Here is an 18,095-nt window from a genome sequence, read left to right on the forward strand (position 1 = left end):
CCAATGGCGAAAAAGAAAGTCCCCGATGAGGGGGCAAAAAAAGTAAATAATCCCAACGTCATGGGTCTGCGGGCCGAGGTGTTGGAACAGCCCATCACTCAGACTTTGGAAGTCAACTATATGCCCTACGCCATGTCTGTCATCGTATCCCGTGCCATCCCGGAGATCGACGGCTTCAAGCCCTCCCACCGGAAGCTGCTGTACACCATGTACCAGATGCATCTGCTGGGCGGCGCCCGGACCAAGAGCGCCAACGTGGTGGGGCAGACGATGAAGTTGAATCCCCACGGGGATGCGGCCATCTATGACACCATGGTCCGCCTATCCAGGGGCTATGGAGCCCTGCTCCACCCCCTGGTGGACAGCAAGGGCAACTTCGGCAAGGTCTACTCCCGGGATATGGCCTGGGCCGCCAGCCGGTATACCGAGGTGCGGCTGGACCCCATCTGCGCCGAGCTGTTCCGGGACATTGACCAGGACACCGTGGATTTTGTGGACAACTATGACGGGAAGCTGAAGGAGCCCACCCTGCTCCCCACTACCTTCCCCAACGTGCTGGTTTCCGCCAACCAGGGCATCGCCGTGGGTATGGCCTCCAACCTGTGCGGCTTCAATCTGGGCGAGGTGTGCGACACCACCATCGCCTTTTTGAAAAACCCGGACCACGACATCATGTCCACCCTGAAAGCCCCTGACCTGCCTACGGGGGGTGAGCTGCTCTATGACGAGGCGGCTCTGGGCGAGATCTACCGCACTGGCCGGGGCTCCTTTAAGGTGAGGTCCAAATGGCGCTATAACAAGGCGGAGAACCTGATCGAAATTTACGAAATTCCCTACTCCACCACCTCAGAGGCCATCATGGACAAGGTCACCGAGCTGGTCAAGGCCGGTAAGGTGAAGGAAATCGCCGATATGCGGGACGAAACCGACCTGTCCGGACTAAAGCTGACTATCGATTTAAAGCGGGGAGCTGATCCGGACAAGCTGATGGCCAAGCTGTTCCGCTTCACCCCCCTGCTGGACAGCCAGTCCTGCAACTTCAATATCCTCATCGCCGGGATGCCACGGGTCATGGGGGTGCGGGAGATCCTGGAGGAGTGGACCGCCTGGCGCATGGACTCGGTCCGCCGGCGGGTATACTACGCCATGAACAAGAAAAAGGAGAAGCTGCACCTGTTGAAGGGTCTGCGGCGTATCCTTTTGGATATCGACCGGGCTATTCAGATCATCCGGGACACCGAGGAGGACGCAGAGGTCGTCCCAAACCTGATGATCGGCTTTGGCATCGACCAGGTACAGGCGGAGTATGTGGCCGATATCCGTCTGCGTAACATCAACAAGGAGTACATCCTCAAACGCACCCAGGAGGTGGACACACTCTCTGACGAGATCGCCGACCTGGAGGACACTGTCAACTCCCCCAAGCGGATCCAGACTCTCATCATTGGGGAGCTGGAGGAGGTAAAGAAAAAGTACGCCGTCCCTCGGCGGACCGACATCGTCTTTGACCATGAGGCAGATGAGGTGATGGCGGTGGAGGAGGAGATCCCTGACTACCCCGTCCACCTGTTCTTCTCTCAGGAGGGCTATCTGAAGAAGATCACTCCCCAGTCCCTGCGGATGTCCAGCGAGCAGAAATACAAGGAAGGGGACGGCCCATATCTCCAATGGGAGGCCTCCAACCGGGACGAGCTGCTGGTCTTTACCGACCGGCAGCAGTGCTACAAGACCCGCCTGTCCGACTTTGATGACACCAAGGCCAGCGTGTTAGGGGACTATCTTCCCACCAAGCTGGGGATGGACCCGGAGGAGCGGGCAGTCTGGGCCTGTATTCCAGGGGACTACTCCGGCCAGCTACTGTTCTTCTTCGACAACGGCAAGGCCGCGCGGGTGGAGCTGTCCGCCTATCAAACTCAGACCCGCCGCAAGAAGCTCACAGGCGCCTATTCCGACAAGGCCCCCCTGGTGGCTGCCTTCCTGCTCATCGAGGACTTTGAGGCGGCGGTGATCTCCACCGAGGGGCGGTGTGTGGTCTTCCACACCGCCAGCCTAAACCCCAAGACCACCAGGAGCACCCAGGGCGTCAATGTCATGACGTTGAAGCCCAAATACCGGGTGGAGAAAGTGCTGCCGCTGGATCGCACTGCCATCGTCAATGCCGCCCGGTATCGTGCCCGCTCCCTGCCTGTCTCCGGCGCCTTGCTCAAGGAGGAGGACCGGGGCGAGGAGCAGTTGACGCTGCTGTGATCCAGCTCATCTGAATCCAAACGAGGTATCTGAATGGGTAAAAAAGGACTTGGTTCCGCGATAAAAAGCTGTTTCTGGATCGTCGCTGCCTCCGCCATTTTCTCTTTTGGCTTCAATTGGTGCTATGTCCCCAACCAAATCAGTCTAGGCGGCATCACTGGTCTCGGCCAGATCATCAACGCTGCAGTCCCGGCTATCCCAATCGGTATTGCGGTCATAGCGCTGAACATCCCCCTGTTTCTTCTGAGCTGGAAGTACCTGGGCGGCCGTCTGTTGCTGTCCTCTCTCTTCGCCATGGCCGCCACCTCCCTGGGCGTGGACATCGTGGCTGCTATCCACTCATTCCAGCCCATGGACCCTATGTTGGCCAGTGTCTTCGGCGGTGTCCTAATAGGCCTGTCCCTAGGCATCATTCTGCTCCAGGGGGCCACCACTGGAGGCACGGACCTGATTGCCCGGCTCTTGAAGCTGCCCTTCGGTCACCTGCCCATGGGTCGGCTGCTGATGGCGGTGGACCTGGCAGTCATCGCGGCGGTGGCTCTGGCCTTCCGCAGCCTGAACAGCGCCCTGTATGGCATCATCTCCCTCTACCTGTCTACCGTAGTAATCGACAAGGTACTCTATGGCATGGACAGCGCCAAGGTCGCCTATATCATTACTGAAAAGTCCAGCCCCGTATTGGACGGTCTCGTCCACCAGCTGGAGCGCGGGGTGACCGTCCTCCATGGTCAGGGAGCATGGAGCGGCGAGGAGAAGCAGGTACTCATGTGTGCCTTCAAGCAGCGGCAGATCGTGGCCATCAAACAGACGGTAAAGGAGCTGGACCCCGAAGCCTTCCTGATCGTCTGTGATGCCCATGAGGTCCTGGGCCACGGCTTCCGGCTCTATCATCCAAATGAAATATAGAAAAAGGAAGGAATACTGCGATGACAGATTTAAAAAAGCTGACCGCAAATTTGGAAAAAAAGGGCTACATCGTCCGGTACTTTGATACCCCACAAGAGGCGGCCGACTATCTGGACAGCAGGATCAACGGCAAGACAGTGGCCTTTGGCGGCTCCATGACATTGAAAAGCATGGAGCTATACCCCAAGCTGTCCTCTCATAACCAAGTTGTCTGGCACTGGGAGGGGGGCGACCTGACGGACGCCATGTCCACCCAGGTGTACCTCACCTCTGTCAACGCGGTGGCAGAAACCGGGGAGCTCATCAACATTGACGGAAACGGGAACCGGGTAGCCTCTACCGCCTTTGGACACCAGGAGGTCTACTTTGTGGCAGGGACCAATAAGATCGCCCCTGATTTGGACTCCGCTCTGTGGCGGGCTAGGAATGTAGCGGCCCCCAAGAGGGCACAGAGTATGGGCAGAAGGACCCCATGCGCGGTGAAGGCCGACCGCTGCTATGATTGCCAGAGCCCGGATCGAATCTGCCGGGTCCTCACTGTCCTGTGGGCGCCGCCCCTAAACCATCCCCATATGGAGGTCATACTGATCGGCCAGGAGCTCGGTATGTAAAACCGGCCGCCAAAGAAAGGCTGTGTACTGATGAAGCAACGATCTCTGGCCTGTCTGGCCATCTCTGCCGCCCTGCTGTTGTCCGGGTGCTCCTCCATGCTGGACCGGGAGTATCTGGACATCACGACCCACAACGCGGCTCCTACCACAGAAGGGGATACCTCCATTCTACGGGCGGACAGCTATCAGGAGCTGGTCAATGTGCTCATCTACATGGTCAGCACCGGGGCGGAGAACGGCACCATCCGTCTGTATATCGACTCTGAGGATGTGGCCAAAGACCTGGAGGATGCCTGCCGTGAGGTGGTCCAGGAGGACCCCTTGGGCGCCTATGCCGTGGAGTACATCAAACACAGCGTGGACTCTATCGTCACCTACTCCGAGGCCCAGGTCCAGATTATCTATCGCCGTACCAAAGAACAGGTGGCCTCCATCGTTTCGGCCACCGGGGCTGCCGCCATCCGTGGCGAACTGGAGGAGAGTCTGGCGTCCTTCGCTCCAGAATCTGTGCTTCGCCTTAGCTATTTTGACGGGGATGAGGCCTACATTTTGGATCTGGTCCGGGAAGCCTATTTTGCTACGCCGGCTACCGCCCTGGATCTCCCTGAGGCCACGGTGGCCTTCTATCCAGACAGCGGCAGTCAGCGCGTGGTGGAGATCAGCCTGCACTACCACCTGGACGAGCAGGAGCTGGTTCACCGCAGGGAAGTTCTAGACCAGACCGTTCAAAAAATGACGGCGATTCTCCAATCTCAGTTCTTCACTACGGAGGAATTACTCCCTGCAGCCGCCCAGGCCATCCATGCCGCCGGCGGATATAATCCAGAGGGTGGGTCCACCGCCTACCATGCCCTGCTGGAGAGGGGGGCCGACGACCAGGGGCTCGCCCTGGCGGCAGCTATGGTCTATAACCGGCTGGATATTTCCTGTCAGGTGATTGAGGGCTCGTTGGACGGCGCCCCCCATTTTTGGAATGTCATTCAACTCCCGGAGAGCCAGTACCACCTGGACCTGTCCCAATATGGCGAGCACGGCTTCTCCCTGTTGTCCAGCGCGGAGATGGAGCAAAGGGGATATCTCTGGGACCCAGAGGATATTCTGCCGCGCTGAGGGTCCCCCATTAACGATTGCAAAATCAAATATAGTAATATAGTAAATTTGATAATCTCATAAATACAGTATTTAGGGACTGTTCATCAAGTAAAAAGCAACTATTTTACCACGAATTTACGATGATTGAATGAGACTTGACATACCAGGGAAAGAGCAGGGGAGATACATCAAGAATGTGTACCTTCCTTTTCTCATGTTACCATTCTGCTTCGCCTTATGTACAAATCTTTGGCATGTGCTCATGGCATTCCATCATATTAATACATTTTCGGCTCACTACTGTTTTGTCACCAGGAATATACTGAGACATTCCTTGATTTTTTCTCCATTCATTATCTTTGAAGCCAAAGTGTTCATTTATTTTTCGTTTCGTCTTCCCTGCCTGGACCATCGCTTCTATTGCAGGTAACATTCCTGCATATGTGTATAATTCCGTTTTCTTATAGCAATACCCCCTGATGTAGTCTATTTTCCTACATCAGGGGCCTTTTTTTACTGTTCGTTTTACTGGGCATCTACACTATGCCAGATGTGTCTATTAAAAGGTTAATTGGCTGGTCTATCCATGCTGTTTTCCTGTCCGATGACAGAACAGTACTTCTTTCATCCCAGATTTAACTGCGGGTAGGACTCGTATCCGGCATCAGAAGCCCACCGGAACGCAACATACTGGCCCCTGTTGCGGTTAGGCGACTCACTACTTTTCCAAGGAACACCTCTCTGCCGGAATCGTTAGTCAGAAGATTTCCGAGGAATCTAAATGTGTGTAACAAGGAGGTACTAACCGGGCTCATGGACTGGGCCATCACAGGGGTAAGCACCACGAAGCCTCTGACAGTAGCAACCAACTGCCAGTCAAAAATCCCATTGTAAGCTCCTCACTCAGAATGAATCAGCTACGCTGATGATCAGAAAGGCCAGGCATAAGCCCGGAAAGCAAGTGTGTCCTTTCGGCTTCTTCTTGCGATTTTTCGTCCCAATAAAATAAACAGTTTGGGAAACCTAGCGCAGCACGTTTCCCAAACTGAATATTCAAAGGGCCATATTACGATGATCAAAAGACTTTAGGTTCCGCCTTTGTATGCGGATGGTTGGGTCAGATGGTATAGAGTTCGGGGCGGCGGTCTTTATAGGCGGGAAGCTTGGCGCGCACGCGCTCCACACGGTCTAGGTCGATATGGGCACACATCAGCCCTTCCTCCTCGCCAGCGGCTGCTATAGTGACGCCCATCGGGTCCATAACAACGCTTTCCCCGATGAACATTGGGCCGCAGTTGTCGCAGGCCACCATATAGACCGTATTCTCAATCGCCCGGGCGGCGATCAATGTATTGAAATGCTGGCTTTTCAGATCGCCGCGCACCCAGGCGGTTGGCATGATAATAATGTCCGCGCCCCTGGAACGCTGATAACGGGCTACTTCAGGGAACCGAACCTCATAGCAGACAAACAACCCGATCCTACCGAACGGCGTGTCAATGGGCTCAAAAAATTTGTCGCCTGGTTTCATGTTATCAGATTCCTTATACCCAAAGGCGTCATACAGATGAGTTTTGCGGTAGCAGGATACAATTTCGCCGCTGTCGTCCACTACCACAATGGTATTGTAATTGCGGTCATCTTCAGGGTCCTCCACCGCCTCGTTCATGCCAAAGATGATCCAGTGCCCGTACTGCCTGGCCAGCTCACGCATACCGGTGACAAAGGTGCCATCCAGATGCTGGGCAGTCGCCAGCGATACCTCACGGGGCGGGTGGTCTGAAAAGTAGCTCATAAAACACTCGGGGAATACCATCAGATCCGGCTTGTACTTCTCGTTTGCCTCGGCAACCGCCCTTTTAGCCTTCTCAAAATTGACTGTGGGATCTCCGTCTGACGCCAGTTGGGCCAGGACAAAGGTGCTCTGCCGCTTCATTTCTGGTGCCTCCTTCTTGCAATTCATGGCAGATGATTACTTGTCAACCTTACATAGGTCCGCAATCGCGCCCTGGGCGCCAATCTTGACAAGCTTTTCCAGATTGATGAACTTGTCGACATAGCCACCGGCCTCAAAATTCTGCCGCCAGAGAACCTCGTTCTCGTCCTGCTGCTTGGCGTGCAGGACCAGCTCCTCGAACTGGTCCGCAGGGGCACAGACGACGCCGTCCAGGTCACCGTAGACGATGTCGCCGGGGCGGACTACGCAGCCGCCACAGTTCACAGGAATGCCATATTCTCCATCCAGCCCTTTAAAGGTGTTGGTTACGCAGGCGCGACCCGTGGAAAAGACGGGGAAGTCCATCTCGCGGATGGCGCGGGTATCCGTGTTGGGGCCGTCCACCACAATGCCGGCCATACCTAGCACCTTAGCGGAACGGGCGACCATCTCTCCCAGACAGGCAATCCGCTTATCCCCCATTCGGTCAATCACGATAACGGAGCCCTTGGGGGCCTGCTTCATCGCATAATACAGCATGGCGTTGTCTGTGCCGGGCAAACGGATAGTAAAGGCAGGACCGATTACCTTCAAGTGGTCGCTGATTGGGAAGATGCCGGTCATATATCCGCCCTGGACACTGTGCCCAATTTGGGCCGGGTCAGTGGTCAGCGCCAGTTGAAACAGTTCTTCTTGTGTCATAGTTGTGATACTCCTTTTCAAATTTTTGATATATGTTTTCTGGTTCGGGGAAAGGCGGGAGGGATGGCGCGGCCGTCCCCATCATGCCCCCAGCATCGCCATCACGGTATTGGGGACAAAGGTGGACAGAGCAGGGAAAAATGTTGTCAGAATCAGGGCGATGCCTAGTGGGATATACATGGGCACCACGCTTTTGATGACCTTTTCAGAGGGCACGTTGGCCACCCGGGCGACCGCATAGATGCACAGGCCAAAAGGCGGAGTGCTTAGGCCGATCATCAGGTTCATAACCATCATCACGCCGATGTAGACGGGGTCCATGCCAAAGCTGGCGGTAATCTGCAATACGATGGGAGCGGTGAGGATCAGCGCACAGTTGCTCTCCATGAACATACCCATAATCAGCAAGATAATGTTGATCATGATGATGACCACCATGGGCATATGGGCGATGGGGCCCATCAGGGACATGATTTTTTCTGGCAACTGCTCCAGCATCAGCGCCTTGGTGAAGATGCCGCCAGCCGTCATGATGACCATAATTGATGCCACAGACTTGCAGGTTTCCTTTACACAGTTGAGGAAGCCTCTCCAGGTGAGGGAGTGATGACACAAGCCCAGGATCAGCATATACAAGACCGCCATACCGCCGGTCTCGCCGGGGCTGAATATACCGGAGAGCATAGTAATCAGAATCAGAACGGGAGCCATCATGATGGGAAGGGCACGCAGGAACAGGATCCCCAGCGGCCGCTCGTCCTTCTTCGTGACGGAAGGCTTGGGCGGGTTGACCAGCTTTCTCTTGTCCACCAGTAGGACATAGATAAACAGGCTGGCAGACATCACAATGGCGGGAACTACGCCGCCCAGAAGGGATTTCACGCTGGAAATCTGAGCCACAGTGGCGTAAAGCACCAGTGGAATGCTGGGCGGGAAAATGGGACCTACGGTGGAAGACGCGATAGTCAGCGCCGCGCCGTATTCCCGCTCGTAGCCCTCCTCCTCCATAGAATCCACGAAGATAGGGCCCAAGCCGCACACACCAGCGATGGCCGCGCCGGACATACCAGCAAAGATTAGGCTCAACACAACCGCTACGCGGGAGGAGTAACCCCGTTTTCCCTTTGCCAGCGCCCGGGCAAAGTCAAAGCCGCGGGTGGTCTCTCCCAGCTCGCTGACCAGATTGCCCATAAGGATGAAGGCTGGAACCGCCAGCAGGGAAAAGGACATACAGGACTGATAAAAAGAGTAGCCCACCAGTGCCAGCGACGTGTCGGTCAGGATATAGTATGCGATGGCAGGCAGACCCATAGCCACCACGATGGGGGCGCCGACCCCCAGCAAGGCCACAAAGCCAAGCAACAGCAACAGCATGTTCACGCTCTCTCAGCCCTCCTCTCTTTGATCAGGGCAGAAATACTAATTAGATTCTGGATAATCCACATGGCGGATCCCAGAACGATCAGCGCATGAATCGCAACGATGGGAATGTGAGTGGCAGCGGTAGTCAGCTTTGAAATGGGCGGAATCAGAAGGTATTCGCTGTAGATGACAAAAGCGCAGTACATGCAGCAGATCACCTTGCCGATTACCATTAGCCAAAATTTAGTTCTGGGCCAGATCTGATAGATAATCTCCAGTTGCAGGTGCGCCTCCTCCTTCTCCGCCTGAGCAAGATAGCAGAAGATCAGGCCGGTAAAGCACATCATAGCCACTTCCTCGCTCCATGTAGTGGAAAAGCCCAGAAAAGACCGGCAGAGAACTTGAATGTCAAGCGCCGCGATGACGACGATAAGGAAGATCCCACAGACAGAATTAACAAGGCTGCGGAACCCGTCCCAGATTTTTCCCAAAGCAGACATGGCAATATCTCCTTTCGTACAAATTAGCAGGGAATGCCCGACGGACGTGCGGATGAAGAATCGTCTACTCGCTCTCGACGTTCTGAATCAGTTCAATCATGTCACCCCAGTCGTCGGAAAAATAGTCGTAGACTGTCTCAGCGGCCTCATGGAAGCTAGCCAAGTCCAGACCGTTCTCCTCGGTGATGACCGTCATGCCGCCATCGATGCAGATCTGTTTGTAGCCCTCTTCCTTTTCCACGATGCGCTGATTCATCTCGTGGGTGGCATCTACCGCAGCCTGCATCACGGCCTGTTGCTGATCCTCAGTCAGGCTGTCAAAGGTTTCACGGTTGATCCACAGACCCAGGTTTGTGGGCAGGTGGCGGGTCTCCATGCAGTAGGCCTGAACCTCATACAGGGCGGAGCTCACCAGGGTGGAGTAAGGATTCTCCTGTCCGTCAATGACATTGGTAATCAGGGCGGTCGCCACTTCACTGAAGGCCATTGGCGTAGCGGCCGCACCGAAGGCGTTGGCAAACAGCACCTGATAGAGGTCGGAGGCGACCACGCGGATTTTGGCACCCTTCATATCACTCAGGTCGTAAATGGGGAAGTTGCAGGTCAGTTGGCGGTCGCCAGAGTTGAAGGCGGTGAGGAGCATGACATGGTCGTCCTCCAGCGCCTCGTTAATGACCCGCAGGGGCTCAGAGGTGAAGGGGTTGAACACCGCCTCCTGGTGCGCCGCGTCCCGATAGACATAGGGGGCGTCAAAGGCTCCCAGCCTGGGATCCAGGTCGCCAGCAGAGGAGGGCACATACTGAATGAAGTCCACAATGCCAGCTTGGAGCGGCTGCATATCGTAGCCGCACAGGGTGTTGTCAAAGTAGCATTGAACTTCCAGCTCGCCTTTTGTGTACTCATATACCTTGTCGGCAAAAAGCTGTTCCCAGATGCCGGCATCGGAGGATGCGGAGTTCTGATCGGTGAATTTTAATACCCGGGGCTCGTTGTTGCTGCCGGAGTCCCCGCTTCCGCAACCGGCCAGCACTGGGAGCAACAAGACGGCAGAAAGCAGGGATGCAAGGTTCCTTTTTAGTTTCATTTTTGATTCTCCTTTCTTACATTAATTATGATGGCGGAAACATTTCTTTCCCCTACACCATCTAATCTAATTTCTGCTTATCTTGGCACTTGGTATTTGGCATTTGGCGTTTGGCATACCAAAAATAGCAACTTATTTATACATCAACTACACCAAAAAGTCAACCCAAATCAGGCGAATTTTCTATATTATCCAAATATTATCGATATTATTTGTCTATTGTAACGAACTCTTCTTGAAGCTTGGTATCCAGATTCGCCGGATCAAAGCCAAGGTGTCCCGGCAGCGAGAGCATTCGCTGCCTCCATGCGCTGTAGTGTTCCGACAGGTACCGGCACGCATTTTCATAGTCCCCGCTCTCCATGCACTTCAGAATGGCAAGGTGCTCCTGAGCAAAAGCATTGCCGTCCTTTCCACTGTATTTCATGCTAAGGATAGAAGCTCGGGTCACCTTTTCGTTGATCTCCTCCGAAAAGGTAAATAAGATGCTATTCCCGGATTTTCGATTGATATAGCGGTGAAAGCTGGTATCCAGCGCCATGATGCTGTAATAGGAACCGTGATCCTGCTTGGTAACGTCCATCATCTCCTGGAGGATGCCATGCAGGTGGGCAAAGTCCTCCGGTGTATATTTATAAAAGGCCAGCTCAAAGCCGAGCATGTCGATGGGCTCCCGAATCTCCAGCAGTTCCAGAATGTTCCGCCACAACAGAGGAGCAACCATGCGTATTTTTCCGTTCTGCTCCACCCAGCCTTCCTTCTCCAAAAGGGTCAGCGCATCTCGCAGCGGCGTCCGGCTCACCCCCAGCATGGAGGCAAATTCCCGTTCGTTGACGTTGCTTCCCGCTTTCAGCTTGCCTGTAATGATCAGCGATTTGATCTGCTGATAGATTTTCGTGCTGTAGCTTTTGTTCTTTTCGATTTTTTCTAAATACTGTACCATATCCTACTTCTCCATGCTTCTGGCTCAATCCCAAAAATATTCTGCTGTACCCAGCGGCAAATCCTGCATTTCTCATGCCAATTATTATATTTTTTATATCACGTTCTCTATAATATGTCAATTCCAGGATATTTCCGGCGGCTTCTCACTTGATCCCATGAATGCGGTAACGCATCAAAATTTTCCTTACCTTTACACAAAAGCAAGCCAATTATATCAAAAAATGGAAAATTCTCTAAGCAGCCTTTGGCGGTCACAATGAACAGAATAAAAGGCAATATAATTTCCTCAACTAAATTTTGTTGCAAATTTGTCAACCAATCATGACAAAGACATTTTTATATTTTTTCAAAATTTAAATTTCGGGGTTGACATCGCTCTGTTTTCTGTTATAATACCATTTGTCGCTGCGAGTGTAGCTCATCTGGTAGAGCGCCACCTTGCCAAGGTGGAGGTAGCGAGTTCGAGCCTCGTCACTCGCTCCAAGTGGAAAGACACGACATATGTCGTGTCTTTCTTTTTGAATTTTCGTGCCCAGCCACTGTCCCTTCAGGGCAGGTCAGCGGTCCCTTATTCAGCCCTGTGGTAAAGGGTTACGCTCCCCTTTACTTCACCAAAGAAAGGAATCGGAAGTATGGAACTCTTACACAAGTGGAACCATATCAGCCTAGTCAAACGGATCATCGTGGGACTTATTCTGGGCGCCGCTCTAGGCGCCCTCCTGCCTCAGGCCTCCGTCATCGGTATCCTGGGCACTCTGTTCGTCAATGCCTTGAAGGCTCTGGCCCCTCTGCTGGTCTTTTTCCTCGTCCTTCACTCCCTCTCACAGCATAAAAAGGGAGCTAAGAGCAACATGTCCGCTGTGATCGTCTTTTATCTGATTGGCACCTTTCTGGCCGCGCTGTGCGCCGTGGTGACCAGCTTTCTCTTTCCCTCCACTCTGATTTTAGTCGAGCAGGCCGAGCAGGCTGCCCCTGGCGGCATCGCTGACGTGCTCCAGAATCTGCTGAACAGCGCCGTAAGCAACCCCATCTCCGCCATCGCTGAAGCAAACTATATTGGCGTGCTGCTGTGGGCCGTTGTCTTTGGACTAGCCATGCGTGAGGCCGGCGAGGGCACCAAGACTGTACTGGGCGACATCTCCAATATGCTGTCCTCCGCAATCCGATGGGTCATTAGCTGCGCCCCCTTCGGCATCCTAGGGCTTGTCTATACCACGGTATCCGATACCGGCTTTGAGTCCTTTCTGAATTATGGCCGGCTAATTCTGGTCTTAGTAGGCTGTATGCTCCTGGTAGCTCTGGTCGTCAACCCCATCATTGTCTACCTGGCTATTCGGAAAAATCCCTATCCCCTGGTCTTTCGATGTCTGAAGGACAGCGGCATCATGGCTTTCTTTACCCGCAGCTCGGCGGCTAATATCCCGGTGAATATGAAGCTGTGTGAAGACTTGGGTCTGGATAAGGAGAAGTACTCCGTTTCCATTCCCCTGGGAGCTACTATTAACATGGCTGGCGCTGCCATCACTATCACCATCCTTACCCTGGCCGCCGCCAACACGCTGGGTATCTCTGTGGACTTTCCCACTGCCCTCCTGCTGAGTTTGGTTTCCTCTGTGGCCGCCTGTGGCTCCTCCGGCGTGGCGGGAGGCTCGCTGCTCCTCATCCCAATGGCCTGCAGTATGTTCGGTATCTCCAGCGACATAGCCATGCAGGTGGTCGGCATCGGCTTTATCATCGGTGTCATTCAGGACTCCTGTGAAACCGCACTTAACTCCTCCTCCGATGTGCTGTTCACTGCCGCGGCCGAGTTCCGCGGCCGCAGGAAAGCCGGACTGGATATGGGGTATTGATGGAGGGGACCCATTCCTCCATACGTCTAAAACAGTGGGTTAAATATAATAAGGAGGCACTGCCCTGGATTTTCCGGGCAGTGCCTCCTTTTTTATCTTGTCCCATTGACAAAGTGAGGAAACATACGCCTTAAACCTCTTGCGGCGCCTCACCTGAAGCCCTGAAAACCTTTGCGGCTCTAGCGTTCTCGGCTCTCCGATCCTCGATGGCCTCCTTCAGAAGCATATCCTTCACCTTCATCAGTCGAATGGTGTTGGCCCGCTCGTTTTCATCCAGCTTCATGGTGATATACTTGATATTTTTCTGCATCTCCGGGATCTTCACATACTCCAGGGCGTTGACCCGTCGGCGGGTCTTCTCGATCTCCTCCGCCAAAAGCTGTGAGGTCTTTTCGATCTCCGCCAGCTTCAGCATATCCTGGAACACCTGTGACATAGCGTCTACCGCGTCGTCCAGCTCGCCGCTGGTCTGGGCAAAGCCATAGGGATAGATCTCCCCTGGGTCCTGGCTGCTGGTGCGGAATTCATATTTGGGCACGTCCACTGACATGATGTTCTGGAAGGTCATATCCAGCTCCACAGACTGCTTGGGGTAGAGCAGGGACTGCTCCAGCATCTCTGGAGACATCAGAGCCGCGGCCACAGTGAAGGAGCCGTGGGCCCGCATAAGCCCCTCCTCCACCCGGCGGCGCAGGGAACGATTCTCTCGAATCACGTCCATAAACTGCTTCATCAGCTCATCTCGCTTATCCTTGAGCAGCTTATGGCCCCGCTGGGCGGTCTTTAGCCGGCCCTTGAGCCGGGTGAGCTCCATACGGGTGGGATTGATGGTCGTGGAAGGCATTTCACTCCCCCCTTAGTCCTTCTTGGGCAAATACTTGTCGATATACTCCGGCTTGATCCGCTTCAACTCACTCCGGGGCAGGATAGATAGCAGCTCCCAGCCCAAATCCAGCGTCTCCTCAATCGAGCGGTTCTCATCTGTCCCCTGAGAAACGTACCGCTTTTCAAATTCATCCGCAAATTTAGCATAGAGCAGGTCGGTGGGGCTCAACGCCGCCTCGCCCAGGATGGACATGAGCTCCTTGTTCTCCTTTCCGGTGGCGTAGGCAGAAAAAAGCTGATTCATGGTGCCTGAGTGGTCCTCCCGGGTCTTGCCCGCTCCGGTGCCCTTGTCCTTCAGACGGGACAGGGATGGCAGTACGTCCACCGGGGGATTGATGCCCCTACGGTACAGCTCCCTGGAAAGAATGATCTGCCCCTCGGTAATATAGCCGGTCAGGTCGGGAATGGGGTGGGTCTTGTCGTCCTCCGGCATAGTCAGGATAGGGATCAGGGTAATGGATCCCTCCTTGCCCAGCTGGCGGCCTGCCCGCTCGTACAGGGTCGCCAGGTTGGTATACAGGTAACCGGGGTAGCCCCGGCGGCCTGGGACCTCCTTCTTGGCGGCGGAGACCTCCCGTAGCGCCTCGGCATAGTTGGTGATGTCGGTCATGATGACCAGTACGTGCATATTCTTCTCAAAGGCCAGATATTCCGCCGCTGTCAGGGCCATGCGGGGCGTGGCGATACGCTCCACTGCCGGGTCGTTGGCCAGATTGGTAAACAGCACCGTACGGTCGATGGCGCCGGTACGCCGGAACTCCTGGACGAAGAACTCCGACTCCTCAAAGGTGATGCCAATGGCGGCGAAAACCACGGCGAAGTTGGATTCCCCATCCAGCACCTTGGCCTGCCGGGCGATTTGGGCCGCCAAAGCGGCGTGAGGCAGGCCGGACCCGGAGAAGATAGGCAGCTTTTGGCCGCGGACCAGGGTGTTCAGCCCGTCAATGGTAGAGATACCCGTCTGAATGAACTCATTGGGGTAGTTGCGGGCGGCGGGATTCATGGCCAGACCGTTGATATCCCGATACTCGTCGGCCAGGATGGCTGGGCCGCCGTCAATAGGCTCCCCCATGCCGTTGAACACCCGGCCCAGCATATCTCCGGACACCCCCAGTTGAAGAGGGTGTCCCAGGAACCTGATTTTGGAGTCCGCCAGATTGATACCGGCTGAGTTTTCAAACAGCTGGACCACTGCGGTATTCCCGTTTACTTCCAACACCTGACAGCGGCGGACGGTGCCGTCGGTCAGTTCGATCTCTCCCAGCTCGTCATAGGTGACGCCCTGTACCCGGTCCACCACCATTAGGGGGCCGGATATCTCCTGTATCGTCTTATACTCTCGGATCACAGTGCATCCTCTCCCTTCTCGGCAATGGCGCTGATCTCTTCCTCCATCTCCACCAACAGGTTGGCGTAGGAGTCTTTATACAGATCAGCGGGGACGGACTTGGCCCGGCCGATCTTCTCCCGTGCGGGGATGGAGAACAGAGCGTTCAAATCGCCTCCCCGCTCTGACGCGCCCCGGCACTCCTGGTCGTACTGGTGGATCATAGCCAGCAGGCGGGCCTGGCGGTCATACTCCGAGTAGGAGTCGATGTCCGCGAAGGAGTTCTGCTGGAGGAAGTCCTCCCGGATCATCTTGGCAGTCTCCAAAGTGATCTGGTCCTTGGGGGACAGGGAGTCCTTGCCCACCAGCTGGACGATCTCGTTCAGGCTGGCCTCTTCCTGGAGGATGGCCATGGCCCATTCCCGGTTCTGCAGGAACTCCTTGCCCAGATTTTCATCATACCAGGGCTTCAGTGAGTCCAGATATAAGGAGTGGGAGGTCAACCAGTTGATGGCCGGGAAGTGGCGGCGATAGGCCAAGGAGGAGTCCAGGGCCCAGAACACCTTGACGATACGCATGGTGGCCTGGGACACGGGCTCGGACAGGTCGCCGCCCGGTGGGGACACGGCGCCCACGGCGGTCAGACTGCCCCGGCGGTCCTCATCGGACCCCAGACAGGCCACGGAGCCGGCCCGCTCATAGAACTGAGCCAGACGGGAAGACAGATAGGCTGGGTAGCCCTCCTCGCCGGGCATCTCCTCCAGACGGCCGGACATCTCACGCAAAGCCTCGGCCCAGCGGGAGGTGGAGTCAGCGATGACGGCCACGGCGTAGCCCATATCCCGGAAGTATTCTGCGATAGTGATACCAGTATAAATAGACGCCTCACGGGCGGCCACCGGCATATCAGAGGTGTTGGCGATGAGGACAGTCCGCTTCATCAGGGACTCTCCAGTGCGGGGGTCCACCAGTTCGGGAAACTCCCGGAGCACGTCGGTCATCTCGTTGCCCCGCTCGCCGCAGCCGATATAGACCACCAAGTCCACATCGGACCACTTGGCCAGGGCGTGCTGCATCACCGTTTTACCAGAACCAAATGGGCCGGGGATGGCGGCTGTGCCCCCCTTGGCCACAGGGAAGAAGGTATCTACAATACGCTGGCCAGATTGGAGGGGAATGACGGGGGGATACTTACGCTTATAGGGCCGGCCCACACGGACGGGCCATTTTTGCATCATAGGCAGCTCCACCTGGGAGCCGTCCTCCCGCTCCAGAACAGCTACCGTCTCCGTAACGGTGAAGGCGCCGGACTGAATGGACAGGATTTTCCCCTTCATTTTCGGGGGGACCATGATCTTATGGAGGATAGAGGATGTCTCCTGGACAGTGCCGATGACATCACCGCCCACCACCTGGGCCCCCGGTTGGACTGTGGGGACAAAGTCCCACTTCTTTTCCCGATCCAGGGCAGGGACCTCCACACCGCGGGGCAGGTTGTTCCCCTGGACCTTTTTCATGATTTCCTCCAGAGGGCGCTGGATGCCGTCGTAAATATTTTCCACCAGACCGGGGCCCAGCTCCACAGACAGGGGGGCGCCGGTGGTGACCACCTCGGCCCCAGGGCCCAGTCCGGAGGTCTCCTCATAGACTTGAATGGAGGCAGAGTCTCCAGTCATGGTGAGGATCTCGCCGATGAGGCGCTGTTCGCCCACACGGACCACGTCGGCCATATTGGCCTCCTCCATACCAGTGGCCACCACCAGCGGGCCGGAGACCTTGACGATCTTTCCCATAGGCTAAACCTTCTTTCTTCTGGCTCTGTTCCACTGGCCTTCAAAGGAGGGGGCGCTGCCGCAGGTTACCCTGGTAGCTGCCCACTTCCATTGGGCCCACATAGGAGAAGCCAAGTCGTTCATAGTAGTCATTCAGCGCTGGATTGTTCCGTCCACAGTCCAGACGCAGATAGTCCTTCCCCATGGCTTTGGCCAGTGCCATACACTGCCTTAGCATCCGCTCCCCGGCGCCTGGGGCATCCGGGTTTGCGGCCAGGTTATGGATATAGAGCGCGGACCCACCAGCAGGCCAACGATCATCCTCTTCCAGCAGCACCGCCACCACATCGGGTGTCCCGTCAGGCCTCCACAGGCCATAGAGCTCCCCATTTCGGGCCCGCTCCTGGAAATAGGTTAGGGGGTAGTAGGTGAGATAGTCGTCCCGCTCCCACTGACGTATCCCCCGCTCCTCCAGCCAGGTGATCCGTCGGAGGATCAGCTGGAAAAGCCGCGGTGCCTCCTCCAGCGAGGCAAGACGGAGGACCTCTCCCTGGTCCGTCATAGGATATCAGCGCCCACCGCCCGCTCTACCGCGGTCTTAATATTGGCCATGCCGATACCCAGGGGACCCTCCTTTCCGGGAATTAAAATGATCGCCGGGGTCAGCGCGTCCTTATACCGCGCGATGTCAGCCGTCAGTTTGGCGGCCAGCTGCTCGGTCATATAGATAATGGCGTAATTCTCCCTGGCCAGCCGGTGGAGCGTCTCGTGCCCCTCCTCCGGGCCAGCCACAGGGTATACATCCAGCCCCAGGGCCTTAAAGCCCAGGACGCTGTCTACGTCGCCCATCACCGCGATCTTATACATCTCCAGCCA

General features: G+C 55.6%; 16 protein-coding genes and 1 tRNA gene. 6 read left to right on the top strand and 11 right to left on the bottom strand.

The features are described from left to right. Positions 1-3: 3 nt before the first annotated feature. Genes OCV64_RS02510 through OCV64_RS02525 form a run of 4 tightly spaced genes read left to right on the top strand, consistent with a single transcriptional unit; the run spans position 4 to position 4,874 of the window. Positions 4-2,247 carry a DNA gyrase subunit A gene (locus OCV64_RS02510; RefSeq protein WP_147570692.1) on the top strand — a complete coding sequence of 748 codons (2,244 nt, stop codon included), beginning with the start codon at positions 4-6 and terminating at the stop codon, positions 2,245-2,247. A gap of 33 nt (positions 2,248-2,280) precedes the next feature. Continuing rightward, complete coding sequence (locus OCV64_RS02515) at positions 2,281-3,153, top strand: YitT family protein (RefSeq protein WP_186852716.1); 873 nt, start codon at positions 2,281-2,283, stop codon at positions 3,151-3,153. A 20-nt stretch (positions 3,154-3,173) separates the two neighbouring features. Next, on the top strand, positions 3,174-3,764 hold the full coding sequence (locus OCV64_RS02520) for a lactate utilization protein (RefSeq protein ID WP_147570694.1): 591 nt from the start codon (positions 3,174-3,176) through the stop codon (positions 3,762-3,764). 30 nt (positions 3,765-3,794) lie between these two features. After that, a complete protein-coding gene (locus OCV64_RS02525) occupies positions 3,795-4,874 on the top strand; it encodes a hypothetical protein (protein WP_186852717.1) in 1,080 nt (359 codons plus the stop codon). Between the two features lie 1,099 nt (positions 4,875-5,973). On the opposite strand, the gene OCV64_RS02530 is transcribed toward OCV64_RS02525, so the two are convergent. The 6 genes from OCV64_RS02530 to OCV64_RS02555 all read right to left on the bottom strand — a co-directional run bounded on the left by OCV64_RS02530 (position 5,974) and on the right by OCV64_RS02555 (position 11,383). After that, positions 5,974-6,792 carry a carbon-nitrogen hydrolase family protein gene (locus OCV64_RS02530; protein ID WP_240287107.1) on the bottom strand — a complete coding sequence of 273 codons (819 nt, stop codon included), beginning with the start codon at positions 6,790-6,792 and terminating at the stop codon, positions 5,974-5,976. Positions 6,793-6,828: 36 nt separating this feature from the next. Continuing rightward, positions 6,829-7,494, bottom strand: coding sequence for an RraA family protein (locus tag OCV64_RS02535; protein WP_186852719.1), 666 nt, complete (start codon positions 7,492-7,494; stop codon positions 6,829-6,831). A gap of 81 nt (positions 7,495-7,575) precedes the next feature. Continuing rightward, entirely contained in the window at positions 7,576-8,868 is a 1,293-nt protein-coding gene (locus tag OCV64_RS02540; RefSeq protein ID WP_207721954.1) for a TRAP transporter large permease, read from the bottom strand. 2 nt (positions 8,869-8,870) lie between these two features. After that, positions 8,871-9,356 (bottom strand): TRAP transporter small permease, encoded by a 486-nt coding sequence (locus OCV64_RS02545; RefSeq protein ID WP_186852721.1) that lies wholly within the window; start codon positions 9,354-9,356, stop codon positions 8,871-8,873. Positions 9,357-9,420: 64 nt separating this feature from the next. After that, positions 9,421-10,440, bottom strand: a complete 1,020-nt coding sequence (locus tag OCV64_RS02550; protein WP_262669212.1) for a TRAP transporter substrate-binding protein — start codon at positions 10,438-10,440, stop codon at positions 9,421-9,423. Positions 10,441-10,648: 208 nt separating this feature from the next. Then, on the bottom strand, positions 10,649-11,383 hold the full coding sequence (locus tag OCV64_RS02555) for a GntR family transcriptional regulator (protein WP_186852723.1): 735 nt from the start codon (positions 11,381-11,383) through the stop codon (positions 10,649-10,651). A 409-nt stretch (positions 11,384-11,792) separates the two neighbouring features. Here OCV64_RS02555 and OCV64_RS02560 point away from each other — a divergent pair. Further along, positions 11,793-11,868: transfer RNA gene (locus tag OCV64_RS02560), tRNA-Gly, on the top strand. 149 nt (positions 11,869-12,017) lie between these two features. Then, positions 12,018-13,235 (top strand): serine/threonine transporter SstT, encoded by a 1,218-nt coding sequence (sstT, locus tag OCV64_RS02565; RefSeq protein ID WP_262669214.1) that lies wholly within the window; start codon positions 12,018-12,020, stop codon positions 13,233-13,235. Between the two features lie 130 nt (positions 13,236-13,365). On the opposite strand, the gene OCV64_RS02570 is transcribed toward sstT, so the two are convergent. The 5 genes from OCV64_RS02570 to OCV64_RS02590 are packed head-to-tail and all read right to left on the bottom strand — an operon-like array spanning position 13,366 to position 18,086. Next, positions 13,366-14,079 carry a V-type ATP synthase subunit D gene (locus tag OCV64_RS02570; RefSeq protein WP_262669215.1) on the bottom strand — a complete coding sequence of 238 codons (714 nt, stop codon included), beginning with the start codon at positions 14,077-14,079 and terminating at the stop codon, positions 13,366-13,368. A 12-nt stretch (positions 14,080-14,091) separates the two neighbouring features. After that, positions 14,092-15,468: a V-type ATP synthase subunit B gene (locus OCV64_RS02575; protein WP_147570698.1), complete on the bottom strand. Its 1,377-nt coding sequence runs from the start codon at positions 15,466-15,468 to the stop codon at positions 14,092-14,094. Then, positions 15,465-17,240 carry a V-type ATP synthase subunit A gene (locus tag OCV64_RS02580; protein ID WP_262669217.1) on the bottom strand — a complete coding sequence of 592 codons (1,776 nt, stop codon included), beginning with the start codon at positions 17,238-17,240 and terminating at the stop codon, positions 15,465-15,467. Before OCV64_RS02580 ends, OCV64_RS02575 begins: the two co-directional genes overlap by 4 nt. 40 nt (positions 17,241-17,280) lie before the next feature. Beyond that, positions 17,281-17,781, bottom strand: a complete 501-nt coding sequence (locus OCV64_RS02585; RefSeq protein WP_262669218.1) for a GNAT family N-acetyltransferase — start codon at positions 17,779-17,781, stop codon at positions 17,281-17,283. Further along, on the bottom strand, positions 17,778-18,086 hold the full coding sequence (locus OCV64_RS02590; RefSeq protein WP_262669219.1) for a V-type ATP synthase subunit F: 309 nt from the start codon (positions 18,084-18,086) through the stop codon (positions 17,778-17,780). Before OCV64_RS02590 ends, OCV64_RS02585 begins: the two co-directional genes overlap by 4 nt. Positions 18,087-18,095 lie beyond the last annotated feature (9 nt).

Origin of the sequence: Muriventricola aceti, assembly GCF_025567565.1 — a bacterium.
GTDB classification, from domain to species: domain Bacteria; phylum Bacillota; class Clostridia; order Oscillospirales; family Oscillospiraceae; genus Lawsonibacter; species Lawsonibacter aceti.